The sequence below is a fragment of the Thalassospira sp. MCCC 1A01148 genome, from assembly GCF_001613795.1.
In the GTDB taxonomy this organism is placed as follows: domain Bacteria; phylum Pseudomonadota; class Alphaproteobacteria; order Rhodospirillales; family Thalassospiraceae; genus Thalassospira.
In genome coordinates this window covers 47,668-65,140 of sequence record NZ_LPVZ01000002.1, presented here as the reverse complement: position 1 = coordinate 65,140, position 17,473 = coordinate 47,668, and the positions used below count along the sequence as shown (strand labels likewise).

At 55.1% G+C, this 17,473-nt stretch carries 14 protein-coding genes, 1 pseudogene and 1 riboswitch; of the genes and pseudogenes, 5 read left to right on the top strand and 10 right to left on the bottom strand.

Annotation, left to right across the window (positions count from 1 at the left end; translation table 11 throughout):
* The first annotated feature begins 286 nt into the window (after positions 1–286).
* Positions 287–424, top strand: a complete 138-nt coding sequence (locus AUQ43_RS20195) for an aa3-type cytochrome c oxidase subunit IV (protein ID WP_114129841.1) — start codon at positions 287–289, stop codon at positions 422–424.
* A 94-nt stretch (positions 425–518) separates the two neighbouring features.
* On the opposite strand, the gene ndk is transcribed toward AUQ43_RS20195, so the two are convergent.
* Positions 519–941, bottom strand: coding sequence for a nucleoside-diphosphate kinase (ndk, locus tag AUQ43_RS01090; protein WP_008891250.1), 423 nt, complete (start codon positions 939–941; stop codon positions 519–521).
* A 426-nt stretch (positions 942–1,367) separates the two neighbouring features.
* Here ndk and AUQ43_RS01085 point away from each other — a divergent pair, with 426 nt between their 5' ends.
* Both AUQ43_RS01085 and AUQ43_RS01080 read left to right on the top strand, forming a co-directional pair.
* Positions 1,368–3,287 carry an ABC-F family ATP-binding cassette domain-containing protein gene (locus tag AUQ43_RS01085; RefSeq protein ID WP_062953786.1) on the top strand — a complete coding sequence of 640 codons (1,920 nt, stop codon included), beginning with the start codon at positions 1,368–1,370 and terminating at the stop codon, positions 3,285–3,287.
* Positions 3,288–3,459: 172 nt separating this feature from the next.
* Positions 3,460–6,222: a DUF2339 domain-containing protein gene (locus AUQ43_RS01080; RefSeq protein WP_084271932.1), complete on the top strand. Its 2,763-nt coding sequence runs from the start codon at positions 3,460–3,462 to the stop codon at positions 6,220–6,222.
* Positions 6,223–6,313: 91 nt separating this feature from the next.
* On the opposite strand, the gene AUQ43_RS01075 is transcribed toward AUQ43_RS01080, so the two are convergent.
* The 7 genes and pseudogenes from AUQ43_RS01075 to AUQ43_RS01040 form a co-directional block, all read right to left on the bottom strand.
* Positions 6,314–7,066, bottom strand: coding sequence for an SDR family NAD(P)-dependent oxidoreductase (locus AUQ43_RS01075; protein WP_062953784.1), 753 nt, complete (start codon positions 7,064–7,066; stop codon positions 6,314–6,316).
* An 89-nt stretch (positions 7,067–7,155) separates the two neighbouring features.
* A complete protein-coding gene (locus tag AUQ43_RS01070) occupies positions 7,156–7,578 on the bottom strand; it encodes a MerR family transcriptional regulator (RefSeq protein WP_084271934.1) in 423 nt (140 codons plus the stop codon).
* A gap of 133 nt (positions 7,579–7,711) precedes the next feature.
* A complete protein-coding gene (locus tag AUQ43_RS01065) occupies positions 7,712–9,673 on the bottom strand; it encodes a diguanylate cyclase domain-containing protein (protein ID WP_062953782.1) in 1,962 nt (653 codons plus the stop codon).
* Positions 9,674–10,111: 438 nt separating this feature from the next.
* Positions 10,112–10,912: a MetQ/NlpA family ABC transporter substrate-binding protein gene (locus AUQ43_RS01055; RefSeq protein ID WP_062953780.1), complete on the bottom strand. Its 801-nt coding sequence runs from the start codon at positions 10,910–10,912 to the stop codon at positions 10,112–10,114.
* 88 nt (positions 10,913–11,000) lie between these two features.
* Positions 11,001–11,660, bottom strand: a complete 660-nt coding sequence (locus tag AUQ43_RS01050) for a methionine ABC transporter permease (protein WP_062953779.1) — start codon at positions 11,658–11,660, stop codon at positions 11,001–11,003.
* A gap of 102 nt (positions 11,661–11,762) precedes the next feature.
* Positions 11,763–12,491 (bottom strand): annotated as a pseudogene (locus AUQ43_RS01045) (methionine ABC transporter ATP-binding protein); the annotation flags it as partial.
* A gap of 65 nt (positions 12,492–12,556) precedes the next feature.
* Positions 12,557–12,634: riboswitch (SAM riboswitch) on the bottom strand.
* Positions 12,635–12,739: 105 nt separating this feature from the next.
* Positions 12,740–13,405, bottom strand: coding sequence for a TetR/AcrR family transcriptional regulator (locus AUQ43_RS01040; protein ID WP_062953777.1), 666 nt, complete (start codon positions 13,403–13,405; stop codon positions 12,740–12,742).
* Between the two features lie 226 nt (positions 13,406–13,631).
* Between AUQ43_RS01040 and AUQ43_RS01035 the strand changes: the two genes are divergently transcribed.
* Both AUQ43_RS01035 and AUQ43_RS01030 read left to right on the top strand, forming a co-directional pair.
* Entirely contained in the window at positions 13,632–14,591 is a 960-nt protein-coding gene (locus AUQ43_RS01035; protein WP_062953776.1) for a homocysteine S-methyltransferase family protein, read from the top strand.
* A 54-nt stretch (positions 14,592–14,645) separates the two neighbouring features.
* The gene (locus AUQ43_RS01030) at positions 14,646–15,272 is read left to right on the top strand and encodes a GNAT family N-acetyltransferase (protein WP_084271931.1); all 627 of its coding nucleotides are present in this window, start codon (positions 14,646–14,648) and stop codon (positions 15,270–15,272) included.
* Between the two features lie 21 nt (positions 15,273–15,293).
* On the opposite strand, the gene AUQ43_RS01025 is transcribed toward AUQ43_RS01030, so the two are convergent.
* Together AUQ43_RS01025 and AUQ43_RS01020 are read right to left on the bottom strand one after the other, a co-directional pair.
* A complete protein-coding gene (locus AUQ43_RS01025; protein ID WP_062953774.1) occupies positions 15,294–15,749 on the bottom strand; it encodes a DNA polymerase III subunit chi in 456 nt (151 codons plus the stop codon).
* Positions 15,750–15,920: 171 nt separating this feature from the next.
* On the bottom strand, positions 15,921–17,390 hold the full coding sequence (locus AUQ43_RS01020) for a leucyl aminopeptidase (RefSeq protein WP_062953790.1): 1,470 nt from the start codon (positions 17,388–17,390) through the stop codon (positions 15,921–15,923).
* Positions 17,391–17,473 lie beyond the last annotated feature (83 nt).

The window sequence follows — 17,473 nt, the reverse complement described above, 5'->3', positions numbered from 1 at the left end:
GGGTGGGTCTCAATTGGTCAAAACGTCGCTACCCCGCCACTCTATGAGAGGCGGTAAAAATTCGCACCAGATGCTGGGTCACAACGTTTTTCATACTCCAACCATGGCACGCGGCTCACCGCTTGTCCAGCATGCCGCGACGCACAATCAGATAAGTTCATAAATATTATTCACCCTTGGGTTATTTGGCGGTATGATTTTCAGATCGCCTTGCGCGATATCCGGGCGAAAAACCAAACAGATAACCGGCCCGGAAGATCATGATCCGCAATCAGGGAGGAAACCCATGCAAGGAAGTGATTATGACGAAGGCCTGGTGCACCACCACGAGGAAGGCTGGCACCACTGGACAAAATTCATGCTCTGGAGCGTGATCTCGATCGGGGTTCTCTTGCTGCTGATGGCCGCATTCCTGATCGATTGACCTTTGCGCGCAATCAACAGAGCCAAACAAAAAACGCCCCGCAATCTGCGGGGCGTTTTTGCATCCGGAAGAACCGGAAAACTGTATTCCAGGCTTAGCCGACGATTTCGGTCTGAGCGAAGAAATATGCAATTTCGATTGCAGCGTTTTCGAGCGAGTCCGAACCGTGGACCGAGTTCGCTTCGATGGATTCTGCAAACTGTTTGCGGATGGTGCCTTCCTCGGCATTTGCCGGGTTGGTTGCGCCCATGACTTCGCGGTATTTCACGACGGCATCTTCGCCTTCGAGAACCTGAACAACAACCGGGCCAGAGACCATGAAGTCTACCAGCTCGCCAAAGAACGAACGTTCTTTGTGAACTGCATAGAAACCTTCAGCCTGAGCGCGGGTCAGAGCGACACGCTTCTGTGCGACGATGCGCAGGCCAGCTTCTTCGATGACGGCGTTGATTTTGCCGGTCAGGTTGCGGCGCGTTGCGTCCGGCTTGATGATCGAAAGAGTGCGTTCGACAGCCATTGGTTTCACCTAAGCTTTGTAAAAATTCGTTACCCCCAAAGAGGACCCCCATGAGCCCCCCGAGAACAAAGGGCCTGCGGAAGACAAAGGCGGCACCAAAGACCGCCCTTATCATCCACAGACCCGAAGGTTGGCGCTATATAAACGGGGTTGGATCGCAACGCAACACATAGTTCTACCGCTGCAAAGCAGACCTGCAGCCGTTGCATTCACCTGTTTCGCCCGCAAAACACCCCCAAAAGGCATGAAACTGCGATTTCGGGCGGTTTTCACCCCGTCCTGTCATCAAAATCACATTGGCGATGACAATTTGAAGAATCCTTGCGTCAAAGCCCCTCCTGCCCTATTGAAAGCACAGAAATCCTTGCGATTCCCCCTAAACTGCGCCCAAGGCGCCCGCAAACCAGTTCAAGAGACCAACCAAAAATGCTGCAAATTACCGACCTCACCTATCGCATTGGCGGACGAGTGATTCTTGACCGGGTATCGGCGACCATTCCCGATGGCCACAAGGTCGGCCTGATCGGGCGCAATGGTGCTGGGAAATCGACCCTTCTCAAACTGATCTCGGGCGACCTGCCCGGCGATGGCGGCGATATTGTCCTGTCCAAGCGGGCCCGCATGGGTGTGGTATCGCAAGAAGCCCCGGCGGGTTCGCGATCCCTGCTTGAAACCGTGCTGGCGGCTGATACCGAACGCGCCGATTTGCTGGCAGAGGCCGAAACCACCACCGACCCGCACCGCATTGCCGAGGTCCATACACGCCTGGCCGACATCGACGCCCATACCGCCGAGGCCAGGGCTGCCGCCATTCTGTCGGGCCTTGGTTTTGACGGGGATGCCCAGCAACGCCCCTGTGATGATTTCTCGGGTGGCTGGCGCATGCGTGTGGCCTTGGCCGCCACCCTTTTCCTGCGCCCCGATCTGCTGCTGCTTGACGAGCCGACCAACCACCTTGATCTTGAAGCCACCATCTGGCTTGAAAACTATCTGATCAACTATCCCGGCACGATCATCCTGATCAGTCACGATCGCGATCTCCTCAACCGGGTGGTCAAATCGATTGCCCATCTGCATGACGGCACCGTCACCCTTTATGGCGGCAACTACGACAAATTCGCCAAGACACGCCGCGAACAGATGGAACTGGCCTCCAAGCATTATGAACAGCAGATCGCCCAGCAAAAGCATCTGCAATCCTTCATTGACCGCTTCCGTGCCAAGGCCAGCAAGGCCAAACAGGCGCAAAGCCGTGTCAAAATGCTTGAAAAAATGGGCCCGGCCATCCCGGTGGTCGAGGATCGCGGCATTTCCTTTGACTTCCCAAGCCCCAAGGAACTGCCACCGCCGCTGATCAACATCCATGATGGTGATGTCGGCTACGAAGAAGGCAAACCGATCCTGCGCAATATCAGCCTGCGCATTGATATGGATGACCGCATTGCCCTTCTGGGTGCCAATGGTAACGGTAAATCGACCCTGGCAAAGCTTCTGGCCGATCGCCTGCAGCTGATGTCAGGCGAAAAGCATGCGTCGAACAAACTGCGCATAGGCTATTTCGCCCAGCACCAGACAGACGAGCTGCGCGGCGATGAAACACCCTATCAGCATATGGCATCCCTGATGCCTGATGTCATCGAACACAAGGTCCGTGCACAGCTCGGCCGCTTTGCCTTCGAGGGTGCGAAGGGCGACACCAAGGTCAAGGACCTCTCGGGTGGGGAAAAGGCACGTTTGCTGTTCGCGCTCATGACGCTTGATGCCCCGCATATGCTCATCCTCGACGAGCCGACCAACCACCTTGATATCGACAGCCGCGATGCGCTGAACCATGCGCTCAATGCCTACGAAGGTGCCGTCATCATCATCAGCCACGATCCCTATCTGATCGAAGCCTGTGCGGATCGTCTGGTTCTGGTGGCGGATGGCACGGTCACATCGTTTGACGGCGACGTTGCCGAATACCGCCAGTATCTTCTCGATCGTGCGCGTATGGAACGCCGTGCCAACAAAAACGGCGGCGAAGACGGTAACGGCCCAGGAAACGGCAACGGCAAACCCGCCAAACGCGACCGCAAGGCCGAACGCCAGCAGGCGGCTGAAAAACGCAAAGTGGCCGCACCGATCAAGCGCGAAGTCGAAAAGCTCGAAAAGCAGATGGAAAAGCTTTCCGAACGCAAAGCCGGCATCGAAGAAAAAATGGCCGACCCGACCCTTTACGAAGACGCCAACGCCCAAAAGCTGGCCGACATCCAAAAGGAACTCGGCCAGATCGAAAACGAACTCGCCATGGTCGAACAGAAATGGCTCGACAAGCAGGAAGAATATGACGCGATGGTGGCCTGAAAGCCACGTTGGCGAAACTCTCCCCAATCCCTTTATATTGCGCGAAAAAAGAAACCAAACTAAAGTCCTCAACCTAAGATCGCATCGATACTCGAGCTAGATCAACAGGTTGGCTGTAGCGCGCCTTGAGCAGACATACGTCCAACCATCGCAATCACAGAATGGGGACGTTATGTCTTTTTTGACATCCTACTTTCTCGGGCCGGCAATGATAATCGGTGCTATTCTTGGCATTATTGCATTTGCCCAGAACAGCAAGCTGTTCAAACGCCTTTCAGTTCTGGAACGCGAACTAAAAGCTCTGAAAGCTGTTCAGTCTGCATCGATCCCCGAAGAGAACGAGACTGAACATTTCGAACCCCGTGCGCCATCGGATTTATCCGAAGGAGAGGCAGAAACCAAAGGTTCGAGTAATAGTTCCACGTTGGCCACCGACGATGCATCTGCCATTTCGGAAGATACACAGGAACCGGCCCTAACTTCCGACACGAATGAACAACCTTCCTCCCCCTCTCCCACAACTTCCGGCACCAGCTTTGAAGACAAGATCGGCTCTCGGTGGTCTGTTTGGGTAGGTGGTATTGCTCTGGTGTTGGGCGGCATCTTCCTTGTTCATTATTCAATTGAGTCTGGTCTTCTTGGACCTGTTCAGCGCGTTACAATCGCCAGCCTCTTCGCCTTGTCGCTCTTTGTTGCCGCAGAAACCCTTCGTCGGCGCCCAGATTTTGCAGCACTCGGCAACCTTGCCCAAAGCACCTATATTCCAGGCATCCTGACGCTTGCTGGTACAACGACAGCCTTTGCTGCAATATATTCCTCGCATGTCCTGTATGGATTAATTGGGCCGGGAACGGCATTCACTCTGATGGCCATTATCGCTGTTGCGACACTGGCCTTGTCGCTTCTTCAAGGTCCAATCCTTGCTTCCACAGGACTGCTGGCCAGTTATGTCGTGCCATTTCTAATCGAATCCTCAGACCCTGCACCATGGGTTTTGACATTCTATGGTCTGGCTATCAGCTTGGGCAGCTTTGGGATATCCCGTCTGCGAAGGTGGTTATGGTTTGCAAACCTCACAGTAATTGCAGGTTTCATTTGGGGGCACTTGGTTGCGTTCGCAGCACCTCTGCAAATAGCAGCTCCTTTAGCGGTATATGATGTCTCATTGCTTATTGCCTCTATCATGACTTTTGCTTTGGGCGTTTTTGATCGCAATTCCTCGGTTCCGACAGCGCCTATTAATTGGGACACATCCTTCTACGTTGGGCTAAACAGTTGGCTCGTCGTCTACCTTCTCCATCAATCCAACTACGACGTCACCGGAACCACGACACTGTTAATCGTGATCGCTCTGCTTATGGCGACTGCATATAGTTGGCCAAGGATCGGGCCGGTTTCACTTGCTGCGCCAATTCTGGCACTTGTTGGGTATTTGAGCTGGGATGTAAGAATTCCAGTTAATGCTCTGTTGTTTGATCAACCAATCATCACAGACGCGATCGACAAACTTACACTTCTGCCAGACACAAGAAGCTTCATACTTACCGGTTTGCTGCTCGGTCTGTTGATGGGGCTTGGCGGTTTCATTGGTGCTTACCTTTCAACCGCGCGGCGGTTTCTCGCGATATGCGGTGTAGTCGGTCCTATTGGCATCTTCTTTATTGCATTGTGGCGAAGTGAGGCCCTTGAGGTCCGCCAATTCTTTGGCGCAACAGCACTTGCGATGGCTGCAGCCTATCTCTGTGCTCTCGCCTTTCTCGATCGACACCTAACTACTGAGGACTATGATCGAAAACCGACACTTGCGACCTACACCATCGCAACGATCGGCTTGATTGCGACAGCAATAATTATTCTCCTCGGGGATGGCTGGATGCAACTTGCACTGTCGGCCCTCTGTGCCTCCACCATTTGGGTAAGCGGCCGATGGCCATTGCCAAGCTTGGGAACCTGTGCCCTCGCCTTGGCGGGACTGGTCTTACTGTCAATCGCTTGGACCCCAACCATTGTACCAACCAACGAGCTCTCGACGACACCATTGTTCAATGAATTGCTCTGGGGCTATGGCGGACCAGCACTAATATTCTGGTGGTGTGTATTCAAGCTGCGCTCGGTTTTCCATGCAGCATCAGAGGAAACAAAACCACGAATCAGACGACAAACACTGGCGTTTGAGGCGCTCGCGATTGCAACATCTCTCGCAACTGGCGCGGTTCTGCTACATCATGCCACGAACAACGGTCTGTTTTACAGCCCACCGAACACCTTGATGGAATGGAGCCTCCATTCGCTACTTGCACTTGCGGCGTCATTCGGGTTTCAAAGGCTGGGCCGAGCAAATGCAAGCCCAGTAATCGGGAAATGCGTGCTCGGACTTCGCGTCCTGAGCTTTGCGATGATCGGCATACTTAACCTGCTGGTATACAACCCCGTTTTCACAGACGAGTTCATCGGAGAAAACATTTTCTTCAACCTCCTCCTAAGTGGATACCTGCTACCCGCGATCCTAATAGGTTTTCTAGCATCAAGAAGAGACGTAGACCTGCCACGCTACTACCAAACATGCGCAGCAAGTCTCTCTATTCTCCTAGCTTTTTCCTGGGTCTCTTTGGAAATTCGGCAACTGTACCACTCCGGCTATATCGGGATATACCGCGAATGGACGAATGCCGAACTCTATAGCTACTCTGCAGCATGGTTGGCTTTTGGAGTTGCCCTGCTAGCGTATGGGGTTTGGCGAAAGGCTTACTACGCCCGCATATCGTCCGCAGCTTTAGTCTTCTTGGCCACAGCAAAAGCATTCCTTTTTGACATGTCAGCACTGGAAGGGATCTGGCGAGCGCTATCATTTATCGGACTGGGTATTGTCCTTGTCTCAGTTGGCCTACTCTATCAACGTATTTTAGGAAAAAGTAGAGATAGTAAAAAGCGCTGACCACGTCATGCTTTTCTGAAAACCGAACAGAGAACAGGCCCGCAATACATGATTGCGGGCCTGTATTATTGCACTCCGTTGCGTACTGCCTTTAGCGGATCACAAGCCCGCCATCGACGCCGATCACCTGCCCGGTGATCCAGTCATTTGCGGGATCAAGCAGATGGACAACCGATCGGGCAATATCGTCGGGCACACCGCGCCGCCCAAGCGGGATCATCTCGGTTTCCTGCTGTTTCACGGCGGCCTCTTGCTCGGGGGACAGCAACATGCGTTCGCGCAGGAACGCGGTTTCAACCGGGCCCGGCGCGATTGCATTGACGCGAATGTTTCGCGGTGCCAGCTCAAGCGCCCAGCAGCGCGTCAAATGTTCGATGGCCGCTTTGCTGGCCCCGTAAAGGCCAAGATGTGCGCCTGCCTTGCTGCCAAACGTGCTCGACAGATTGACAATTGTGCCCTGGCTGTCTGCCAGATGTGGCAGGGCCGCCGAAGCCAGCAGCGTCGGTGCCCCGACATTGATTTTGAAAAGGTCTGAAATCGCGGCCTCGGTAGCGGCCTCAAGCGGCTGTATCACACCGCCACCGGCATTGTTGACCAGCCCGTCGATCCGTCCCCAGCGCGACATTGCCTCGCCGACGGTACGTTCCGCCGCATCGGGGTCGGTCGCATCTACCACAAGTGCCGCAATACCGCTTGTGTCCTGTTCGGCGGCGCGCAATGGCCCTTCGCGGCGACCGGTAATCAGTACCTTTGCCCCGTTCTCGGCCAGCAGGCGCGCGCTGGCCAATCCGATCCCGGCCCCGGCACCGGTCACAATGAAAACCTTGTCTGCAAATCTGTTCATGACAGTTCCTTTTTTGCAAAATTGAAACTGTCGGAGTCTGGCGCGCTGACACTAGTGTCAGGGTCAAGCGTGATTTCAGACGGGTATCGTCATGCTGCTTTTCCGGGCCGGTTTTCAGCCTGCTTGGCCGGTGGAACGGAACGCAGGTTTGCGTATTTTGTCTCGCCGAAATTGGCGATGACATGCCGCAGGCGATCGCGCCGTTCATTCAAAACAGCAATCAGGTCATCAAGTTCCGACATCTTTTCAAGATGCTGTTCATATCCCGCCGTACAGGTGTGCTGACTGAAATCGGCCTGTTCGACATAACAGGGCAGGAAGCGGGCGATCTCGCGCGTTCCGAACCCGCAGCTCAGGAAAAGCTGGATATACTCGACCCGCGACACGCTATCGGCATGAAACACCCGATAGCCGTTTTGCGCGCGCCGCGACGCCAAAAGGCCCTGTTTGTCATAGTGGCGCAGCGACCTGACGCTGACACCAGTGGCCTTTGAAAGTTCTCCGATCTGCATCACGTTTAATACCTGTTCCGATGACATTTCATTCGTCATGAAATTGGCACAAAACGCGGCACAGGCAAGGCATAACGTTATGCAATCCGCCTGCGTGCGCCTGTAACCGACAGCGTGAATGCCCCGAAGCCGCTTATCGTCTGGCATTGACCAGTTTGTTGTTTGCCGCTTTGCGAATGCGTTTTTGCTGATACATCTTTTCATCGGCCAGACTGAGAAGTGCCGTTACCTCCCGGCTGTCATGCGGGAACACGGCAATCCCGATGCTGGCCCCGACCTCGACACTCAGCGATCCAAATTCCATCGGTCGCTGGACAGAGCCCGCGACCTTCTGTGATATCCAGTCGGCTTCGTCCCGGCCATTGACGTCATCGACAATGATTGCAAATTCGTCTCCGCCAAGCCGCGCAACCGTATCGCCCTGACGGACCGTGGCTTTGATCCGCTCGCCAACCTTGCGCAGGACCTGATCGCCGATTTCATGCCCATAGCGGTCATTGATCGGTTTGAAACCATCAAGGTCGATATAAAGCAGCGCAACTGAATAGCCATCATTTTCCGCGTGACCACAGGCGACTTCCAGCCGGTCCTCAAACAGCAACCGGTTGGGAAGCCCGGTCAGGGCATCATGATTGGCCTGACGCCAGAGTTCCTGGGCATTTTCCATATGCCGCGAGATATCCAGACCCATCTCGACAAAGTTGACCTCCGAGTTTCCCGGATCGGTGATCGCGCTGATGACGGTATTGGCATAGAAAAAGTCACCGCCTTTCCGGCGATTGCACACTTCACCTTCCCAGGTTCCATTGGCGCGCGCCGCCATCAGGATATCTTCAAGAATATCGGCTTCTTCCTGTTCGGCACGCAGGAACGATAACGGCTTTCCAATCGCCTCGTTGGGCAGATACCCCGTCAGGGCCGTGAAGCCGGGATTCACTTTCTGGATGAGGCCATTCTCATCGGTGACAACAACACTGTTTTTTGACGCGCGGAGAACCTGCTCGGACAGGCGGGCATCGAAACTGGCAACGATCTGGCGTTGGCGGGTCCAGGCATAGGCACCGCTGCCGATCGCGATCAAGACAAAGAAGGCCGCAGATACCGAAATCAGCAAGCCACGGTCCGGGCGCAGCATCGCTTCGTAGATGTCACTGGGCAGGCGCATGCCGACAAACAGGTTAAGGTCGTTAACCTTGCTGTCCGGTTCGCCAATGATCACAGACAAGGTCCGCGTTGCATTCTGTGCCAGCAGCAGCGACGAAACATCAAGGCGCCGCACCGAATAGAACCCGTCATCGGTGGTAAAGCTTTCATATCCCTGGCGCATGTTCTCCCTCGCCGTGGGGAACCGGTCGCCCAGTCCGACGGCTGCGCCATTCAGCTCCTGAGCCCAGTTTTCACCGGCCTCTCCGCCCTCGATCCAGTGGCCGTGATGGTTAAGCACAAAGCCCTGCGCACCATCACCGGACAATTCTGCGGTCATCTCGTCAAGGATCGGACCGGCCCGCAGGTTGAGGACGACAACCCCCTGACGTTGCCCGTACCTGTCAAAAACAGGCGCAGATAACCGCACAACCGGCTTGATCGGCCTTTCGATTTCGCCAAACTCTTCGTTCAGTTCAATCCGCGAGACATAAATCGTCCCGCGCGGCGCATTGTTGGCAAACTGAAAATAGGGGCGGCTTGACTTGTCCTGAAGATCACGGCCCGGCACGGCATAGGGAATACCGCCACCATAATTGACGCGGATGATTTCCATGCCGTCATTGTCCAGAAAGCGGACCTGGTCATAGACACCGCGCCTCTGGGAGAAAACAGCATATTCCTCGGCCAGTTCCTCTTTGGGGACCCGCCCTTCGATTACGGCTTCAAGCTGGCGACTTTCCGAAAGGATCAAAAGATCGGAAACCACCACTTCAAGACGTTCACGCAGGATCGAAATCGACTGTTCCAGTGCGAAACGCTGGTCGCTGGCAATCGTTCTTTCGCGTTCCGTGCTTACATCCCAGGCCAGGAAGCTGACAATTGCCAGAAATATCGCGCTAAGCGGTGCAAAGCAGACCAGAAACGACTTGATATGCCCGAACTTGATCATCGTTAGTCAAACCTCTCACAGGGGTGATGCGCCTTTCTGGCCTCGCACCTCACCTCTTAACCCGGTGTTGTCGGCCTGCAATACAGCCCGTCGAAAACGCAAGATGGAATCCCCGCGACCCCGTCTTAATTCAGATGGTGACCTGCGCATGGTAATCCGACGCCGCCATCATGTTTGGAATCAATCTAATATGTGCATTGTCACGCGACTTTACGAGCCCGTTTTTATCGCAAATGGCATGATACAAACATTTCAGGCAAAAGGGTATTTTACCGTTCTTCGTGACATTGTTTCGGGCGACAGGCGTCACGGTCGGGCGCACATGCAATCAAATCGTATGAGGATTGATCTGGCGGCCGGATTTGGTCCGGACACAAAAAATCCCGCAGGGTGGATTGCCCTGCGGGATTATTAAATAGAATTGAATAATCGGCTTGATTATTCAGGAAGTTTGAATACCGGCAGGACCGATCCTTCATACTTGGTTTCGATGAATTTGCGGACCGTATCATCGTGATAGGCTTCAACCAGCGTCTTGACCCACGGCTCGTCCTTGCGCGATGTCTGGGTGACAATCACGTTGGCATACGGGCTGTCATTGCCTTCGATTGCAATCGAATCCTTGATCGGGTTCAGACCGGCTTCGAGCGCGTAGTTGGTGTTGATCGCCGATGCATCCAGATCATCAAGCGAGCGCGGCAGCTGGGCGGCGTCAAGCTCGATAAAGCTGATATTCTTGGGGTTTTCAATGATATCAAGCGGGCTGACCACCAGGCCAACCGCCGGATCAACCTTGATCAGGCCATGGGACTGCAGCACGAGCAACGCACGACCGCCATTGGTCGGATCGTTCGGAATGCCGACTTCGGCACCTTCGGGCAGCTCGTCCAGGCTTTTGATCTTGTTGGAATAAATGCCCATCGGGGTCAGGATGTTATATCCCACCACCGACAGCTCATACCCACGGTCCTTGATCTGGTTATCAAGATACGGAACGTGCTGGAAGCTGTTGGCATCCAGATCACCATCATCAAGCGCCTGGTTGGGAATGACATAGTCCGAGAAGCTGACCAGTTCGATATCCAGGCCCTTGGTGGCTGCGACCTTGACGACTTCTTCCATGACTTCTTCATGCGCACCCGGGGTGACGCCGATCTTGACCGCGTCATTGGCCAGTGCCTGACCGGTGAGTGCCGATGCCAGAACGGCAGCCGCCGTCAGTTTAAGGAAAAACCGCATTGTAAAACTCCTTGTTTTCTTTTGGGTTTGTGCGGGAATTTGATGAATGTGAGCAATCCTCACATTCGAATTTCGTTTGACGAGATGCTCAGATATTCCGTTTGTCGGCCTTGCGCGCCAGATAGTCGCCAAAGCTTTGCACCGCCTGCACCACGACAATCAGGGTGATGACAACCGCCGCCATGACATCCGGGCGGAAACGCTGATAGCCATAGCGAATGCCAAGATCACCAAGCCCACCGGCCCCGACGGCACCGACCATCGCGGAATAGCCAATCAGGGTCACCGCGGTCAGGGTCAGACCGTGAATGATGCCCGGCAAGGCTTCGGGCAACAGCACCTTGGTCACGACCTGTACCGGACGCGCGCCCATGGCCTGGGCGGCTTCGATCAAACCACCATCCACTTCGCGCATCGCACCTTCGATGATGCGCGCAATGAACGGAATGGCCGCCACCGTCAGTGGCACGATCGCCGCAGACGTGCCAATCGAGGTCCCGACAACGAAACGGGTAAAGGGAATGATGGCAACCGCCAGAATGATGAACGGCACCGAGCGGGTTGCATTGACCAGCGGGCCAAAGACGCGCTGGAACCAGAGCGCCTCAAACAGCTCGCCCCGGCCAGAGGTCGCGAGCAATACACCAAGCGGCAGGCCAAACAGCGTCGCAATCGACAGCGATACTGCGACCATGTAAATGGTTTCCCAGGTCGCCTGAAGCAGAATGGGTGCAAGGGTTGAAAACATGACTTAGCCCTCCTGCCCGGCTGTGGCCGTCGTTGCGGCACCGGTATTGTTTGCGGGATTGTTCGCATCGGACCCGGCGCGGAAATCCATGAACTCATCAGCCAGAAGCGACTGTGTCGTGGCGTGTTTCGGATCGGCAAAGATGCCCTCAACCGCGCCCTCTTCGACGATCACGCCGCCATCCATGACAGCCACACGGTCACAGAGTGCCTTCACCACCGCCATTTCATGGGTGATGACGACCATGGTCAGACCAAGGCGTTTGTTGATGTCTTTCAGCAGCGTCAGGATCTGGCGGGTGGTTTCCGGATCAAGGGCGGATGTTACCTCGTCACACAGTAGAACCTTGGGGTTGGATGACAGTGCGCGCGCAATGCCGACACGCTGTTTCTGACCGCCCGACAGTTCGGCCGGATAGCGATCACGCTTTTCTTCAAGCCCGACGAGCGGCAACAGCGGGTCAACCGCCTTGGCGATATCGGCCTTGGTGGCGCCAGCCAGTTCAAGCGGCAGCGCGATATTGTCAAACACCGTGCGCGAGGAGAGAAGATTGAAATGCTGGAACACCATACCGAGCTGACGACGAAACAGCGGCAAGTCGCGCTTCGACAGCGTGGTGACATTGGTGCCATCCACCGTGACGGTCCCGGATGTCGGGGTTTCGAGCAGATTGATGCAGCGAATCAGGGTTGATTTGCCTGCACCCGAGCGGCCAATGACACCAACAATTTCGCCAGCAGCAATATCAAGATTGATGCCACGAAGCGCGATATGTTCGTCGCTGCCACGCCGGGCTGCATATGTTTTCTGGACGTTCGAGAGCCGGATCATGGGTCTCAACCTTTCCGTAGATACAAAAAAACCGCCGCGGCGTTACCGAGGCGGTCGTACATACGGAGCATATACGCCCTCTCGCTTTAGCCGCATTTTTAACGCGCCCGCAAGCTGAGGAGCAAATCGGCGCGATCAATGAACCCTGTGTATCTGACCGGACGTCATTCTTCAATGGGGAACAACATGCATTTTACGCATGGCATGTATGATTTCCCATTAAATTACAGAAGTTTATGTGTTCAACTTCAGTTCGAACGCGGGGTGAACAGCAACTTGATGAAGCTGCGCAACAACATGACCTGATCGGCCAGTTTACGCGGTTCATTGAGCGCCTTTGACATCACAATCCCGCCTTCCAGCACGGTCGAAATCATGTCAGCGACCTGTTCAAGGTCAACCGGCTCGGTCGTTTGATACTGGCCAGCAATATCATCAAGGGTTGCGCGGAAACGAATGCGCCATGCCAGAACCGCATCACGGTTCAAATCCCGGACTTCCTTGTCAAACAGGCGCTCCTGATAGCAATAAACCGCGACAATGCAGCCCGGATGACCATTGGGCAGGTCTTCGAGCACCTCGGCCAGCATTTTCAGGGCCGCAAGCAACTGTTGAAGCGGATCGTCCACCAGTTCACGTGCGCGATCAAATACCTGATCGAGGATTTCATCATCCTGTTCGATATAGCGTTGCAAAAGCGCACGCGCGAGCTCGTTCTTGTCGCGAAAATGATAGAAGAACCCGCTTTTGGTCAGGCCCGCCTCGCAAATGATTTCCTCGATCGAGGTTGCGCCAAAGCCCTTTTCCAGAATCGATTTCGAAGCAATTTCAAGAATGCGTTCGCGTGTCCGTTCGCCCTTGCGTTTGGGGCTGCCAAACGTGTCGGTGATCGTCAGTTTTTTCGTTTCGTTCATCACTTACCTTACCGCCGGTACGGTTTTTCGTCGCCAAAGGCCTGCATGGCCGCGCCAAAAAGCACCGGATCCCTTGTAAATATTTGTTTTGAATGCGTTTTCGGAAATCTGAAAAAACCGACCGCATGCCTACTAGAAGCAAAACCCAATCAGAGCGAGATTTCCGGCCCGCGTTTAAATACCCAAGCGGTAGAAAATTTGAAACCAAAAACTGAAATTCGGACACATGAGCACACGCAATCCGCACCTTCCGCCACATGGACGGGCAAAATTCATCACCGATGGCGGTCTTGAGACCACCCTGATTTTTCATGACGGGATCGAGCTTCCGCATTTTGCATCTTTCGACCTTCTGAAAACGCCAGAGGGATGCGCGCACATCACTGCCTATTACGAACGTTACCTTGCACTGGCCAAGGAAGCGCAGTCTGGCTTCATCCTTGAAAGCCCGACCTGGCGTGCCAACCGCGACTGGGGAAACAGGATCGGTTATGACGCCGCAGAACTGGCCGCGATGAACGGCAAGGCCATTGAACTGATGGCAGAGCTGCGTGACCGTTATCATTCGGATGCAACACCATGCCTGATCAGTGGCAATATCGGGCCGCGCGGCGACGGGTATGTCCCGTCAGAACGGATGACGATCAATCAGGCACGCGCCTATCACGCGGTGCAAATCGTAGGCTTTGCCAAGGCCGGTGTGGATATGATTTCGGTCGTGACCATCAACTACCCCAACGAGGCCATCGGCATTGCGCTGGCGTGTCGGGATGTCGATGTCCCCTGCGTTATTTCGTTCACCGTCGAAACAGATGGCAACCTGCCAAGCGGCGAGACAATCCGTGAAGCCATTGCGATGGTCGATGAACACACAGGCAATTACCCGGCCTATTACATGATCAACTGCGCACACCCGGATCATTTCCGTGACCGGCTGCAAGAGAATGGCGACTGGAAAAACCGTATCTGCGGCGTCCGCGCCAACGCATCGCGCCAAAGCCACGCGGAACTGGATGCCAGCACGCATCTTGATGATGGCGACCCGGAAGAACTTGGTCAGCTTTATCGCGATCTTGCCGATCTTTTGCCGAACCTGGCGGTGATTGGCGGCTGCTGCGGGACGGATCATCGTCACGTCGGTGCCATGGCAAAACACGTGCTGACGCCAGATCGCGCCGCGCACTGACCCGATACACCATAAAAAAAAGACACGACAGAAAAACCCAAAGGGACACGAGCAATGAATTCAAACCCGAAGCTGGCAGCGCAGTCGCCACAACCAAGACCGCCAATCGAACTGCGGGCTGCCACGCCAGACGATGCCGACGTCATGGCCAAACTGATCAATCTCGCCGGGGAAGGACTGCCGGTTTATCTGTGGCAGGATATGATCGAGGGCAATGAAACTGCGTGGGATGTCGGCCGTCGCCGTGCGCAACGCGAAGAAGGCGGATTTTCATACCGCAACACATGCCTTGCCGTTGGCGACGACCAGATCATGGGGGCCATCACGGCCTATGGTCAGCCAGATGCGTTTGAGCCGGTTGATCCTGCGGAAATACCGCCATTGTTCGTACCGATCCTTGAACTTGAAAGCCTTGCACCGGGCAGCTGGTACATCAATGTGCTGGCAGTGTTTCCGCCGTTTCGCGATCGCGGGGTCGGATCATTTCTGGTCCGGGCGGCTGAAAGTGACGCGCGCAAGGCTGGCAAGCTTTCGGTCAGCATCATTGCATCGGATGGCAATCCCGGCGCGGTGCGACTTTATAAACGGTTGGGATATACCGCCTGTGCATCGCGCAGGATGGTCAAGGAAGATTGGGATAATCCGGGTGAAAACTGGATCTTGCTGATCAAGGAACTTTAAAAACCAAAAGGCCGATTGCTCTTAGCTTTCGGCCTTTTTTTCCCACGCGCCTTGCGGGGTTTGTTGCCAGTAGGACAGTTTGTGTCCGGCGTCTTTCCAGTCTTTCCAGCGCGTGCGGGCCTCGGCCACCGCATCGCGGTCGCGATCATCAAACAGCATGATAACGCGTTCATAATCGCCGACCTTGTCGCTCATGGCGCGGTCGGTCAGAAACAGGAACTGGGCATTGTTGGGATTTTCATCCTCGGCCGTCAGCCAGACCGGCTGCATTTCGGCGTCGCCATCGGATTTGGAACCATGGGGCAACCAGCTTGCCGGATCATAGGTCCAAAGCAGGGTATTGATGGCCTCCACCCGTTCTTCGACACCGGTCATCACCACGGCACGCTTTTCGCGCTCCAGCGTTTTGGAGAGCAGCGTGGGCAAGGCCCGTTCCAGCGGCATGCTTGTGAGATGGTAAAACCAGATATCAGCCATAAGGCGGTTTTATCCCGAACATGAAAATGGGGCAAGGTGATCAACACCCTGCCCCACTTATTTCACCACCGTCATTCCGGGCGAAGCGAAGCGCAGACCCGGAATCTGGTTCCCGTGTAGCGCCGAAGTGGATTCCCGCCTGCGCGGGAATGACGCCAATCGGGAACGTGATTAGTTTTCGTAGTTGTCGGCCACAAAGCGATCAAGCAGACGCACGCCAAAGCCGGTCGCGCCCTTCGGGGTCACTTCCTTGTCGGACGTTGACCAGGCCATGGCGGCGATATCAAGATGCGCCCACGGGCGATCCTTGGTGATAAAGCGCTTGAGGAACTGGGCAGCGGTGATCGAGCCCGCCGCACGACCGCCGACATTTTTCATATCGGCAATGTCGGATTTAAGCTGCTTGTCATAGCCAGATCCCAGCGGCAGACGCCAGACGGTTTCATCAACCGAAAGACCCGCTGTGCTGATCTGGGTCGCCAATTCATCATTGTTGGCGAACAGACCGGCATTTTCATGGCCAAGCGCAATGATGACAGCCCCGGTCAGGGTTGCGAGGTCAACGATCAGACGCGGATCGTGTTTCTCCTGCACATAGGTCAGCGCATCACACAGAACCAGACGGCCTTCGGCGTCGGTATTGATGACTTCGATCGTCTGACCGGACATGGAGGTCACAACATCGCCTGGACGCTGTGCGGTCGATGACGGCATGTTTTCAACCAGACCAATCACGCCGATCACATTGCATTTCGCCTTACGACCAGCCAACGCCTTCATCAGGCCGGAAACCACACCGGCACCGCCCATATCAAACTTCATGTCTTCCATGCCGGCAGCCGGTTTAAGCGAGATACCACCGGTATCAAAGGTCACACCCTTGCCGACAAAGGCGACCGGTGCGTCCTTTTTCTTGCCGCCGTTCCAGCGCATGACGACCATGGCCGGTTTCTGGGCCGATCCCATGGCAACGCCCAGAAGTGCGCCCATGCCAAGCTTTTTCATTTCCTTTTCGTCAAGGACGTCAATCTCGACCCCGAGTTTTTCAAGCGCCTTGACTTCCTTGGTGAAGCTTTCGGGATAAAGAACGTTGGCCGGCTCGGACACCAGATCGCGGGTGAAGAACACGCCTTCGACGACCTTTTTAGCAGAATCAAACTGCTTCTTGGCGTCCTTGTGATCGCGGGCTGAAATATTCAGCGCCTTGAGGACCGGCTTGTCTTCCTTGGTTTCGGTGGTGCGGTATTTGTCGAAACGATAATCGCGCAGCATCGCACCGGTCGCGAAATCAGACGCCAGACCTTCCATATCAAAGAGAACGGAAAGCTCCTTCTCGCCGGTCGAGATGGCGCGGGTGGTGACAGAGCCCCCCAGTTTCTGGGCGGCAATCACGTCAAATTCGGCTTCCTTGCCGATCCCGAAAATGATCACGCGCGACAGATCGACATTGGCCGGTGCAAGGACCTGCAGGCTCTGGCCCGACTTGCCCTTGAAGGTCGACGCCTTGATCGCCTTGGTGATCGCACCCCCGGTTGCCTCATCAAGCGCAACGGCACTGGGCATCAGATCGGCACCTTCGGTCGCAAAGGCGATAACGGCACCGGTTTTCGGAATGGCGAGATCGGAAAACGTGATCTTCATGGTGAACAGGACTCCTGTCATGTTTCGGGGCGCAGCCCTTGATCAAGCAACTGCAAAGAAATTGATGTCCCTAATCTAGCGCG

What these genes read in the sequence shown, in the direction of transcription:
- AUQ43_RS20195 (WP_114129841.1), top strand. Translation starts at nt 287, where the DNA reads ATGCAAGGAAGTGATTATGACGAAGGCCTGGTGCACCACCACGAGGAA.
- ndk (WP_008891250.1), bottom strand. Translation starts at nt 941, where the DNA reads ATGGCTGTCGAACGCACTCTTTCGATCATCAAGCCGGACGCAACGCGC.
- AUQ43_RS01085 (WP_062953786.1), top strand. Translation starts at nt 1,368, where the DNA reads ATGCTGCAAATTACCGACCTCACCTATCGCATTGGCGGACGAGTGATT.
- AUQ43_RS01080 (WP_084271932.1), top strand. Translation starts at nt 3,460, where the DNA reads ATGTCTTTTTTGACATCCTACTTTCTCGGGCCGGCAATGATAATCGGT.
- AUQ43_RS01075 (WP_062953784.1), bottom strand. Translation starts at nt 7,066, where the DNA reads ATGAACAGATTTGCAGACAAGGTTTTCATTGTGACCGGTGCCGGGGCC.
- AUQ43_RS01070 (WP_084271934.1), bottom strand. Translation starts at nt 7,578, where the DNA reads ATGCAGATCGGAGAACTTTCAAAGGCCACTGGTGTCAGCGTCAGGTCG.
- AUQ43_RS01065 (WP_062953782.1), bottom strand. Translation starts at nt 9,673, where the DNA reads ATGATCAAGTTCGGGCATATCAAGTCGTTTCTGGTCTGCTTTGCACCG.
- AUQ43_RS01055 (WP_062953780.1), bottom strand. Translation starts at nt 10,912, where the DNA reads ATGCGGTTTTTCCTTAAACTGACGGCGGCTGCCGTTCTGGCATCGGCA.
- AUQ43_RS01050 (WP_062953779.1), bottom strand. Translation starts at nt 11,660, where the DNA reads ATGTTTTCAACCCTTGCACCCATTCTGCTTCAGGCGACCTGGGAAACC.
- AUQ43_RS01040 (WP_062953777.1), bottom strand. Translation starts at nt 13,405, where the DNA reads ATGAACGAAACGAAAAAACTGACGATCACCGACACGTTTGGCAGCCCC.
- AUQ43_RS01035 (WP_062953776.1), top strand. Translation starts at nt 13,632, where the DNA reads ATGAGCACACGCAATCCGCACCTTCCGCCACATGGACGGGCAAAATTC.
- AUQ43_RS01030 (WP_084271931.1), top strand. Translation starts at nt 14,646, where the DNA reads ATGAATTCAAACCCGAAGCTGGCAGCGCAGTCGCCACAACCAAGACCG.
- AUQ43_RS01025 (WP_062953774.1), bottom strand. Translation starts at nt 15,749, where the DNA reads ATGGCTGATATCTGGTTTTACCATCTCACAAGCATGCCGCTGGAACGG.
- AUQ43_RS01020 (WP_062953790.1), bottom strand. Translation starts at nt 17,390, where the DNA reads ATGAAGATCACGTTTTCCGATCTCGCCATTCCGAAAACCGGTGCCGTT.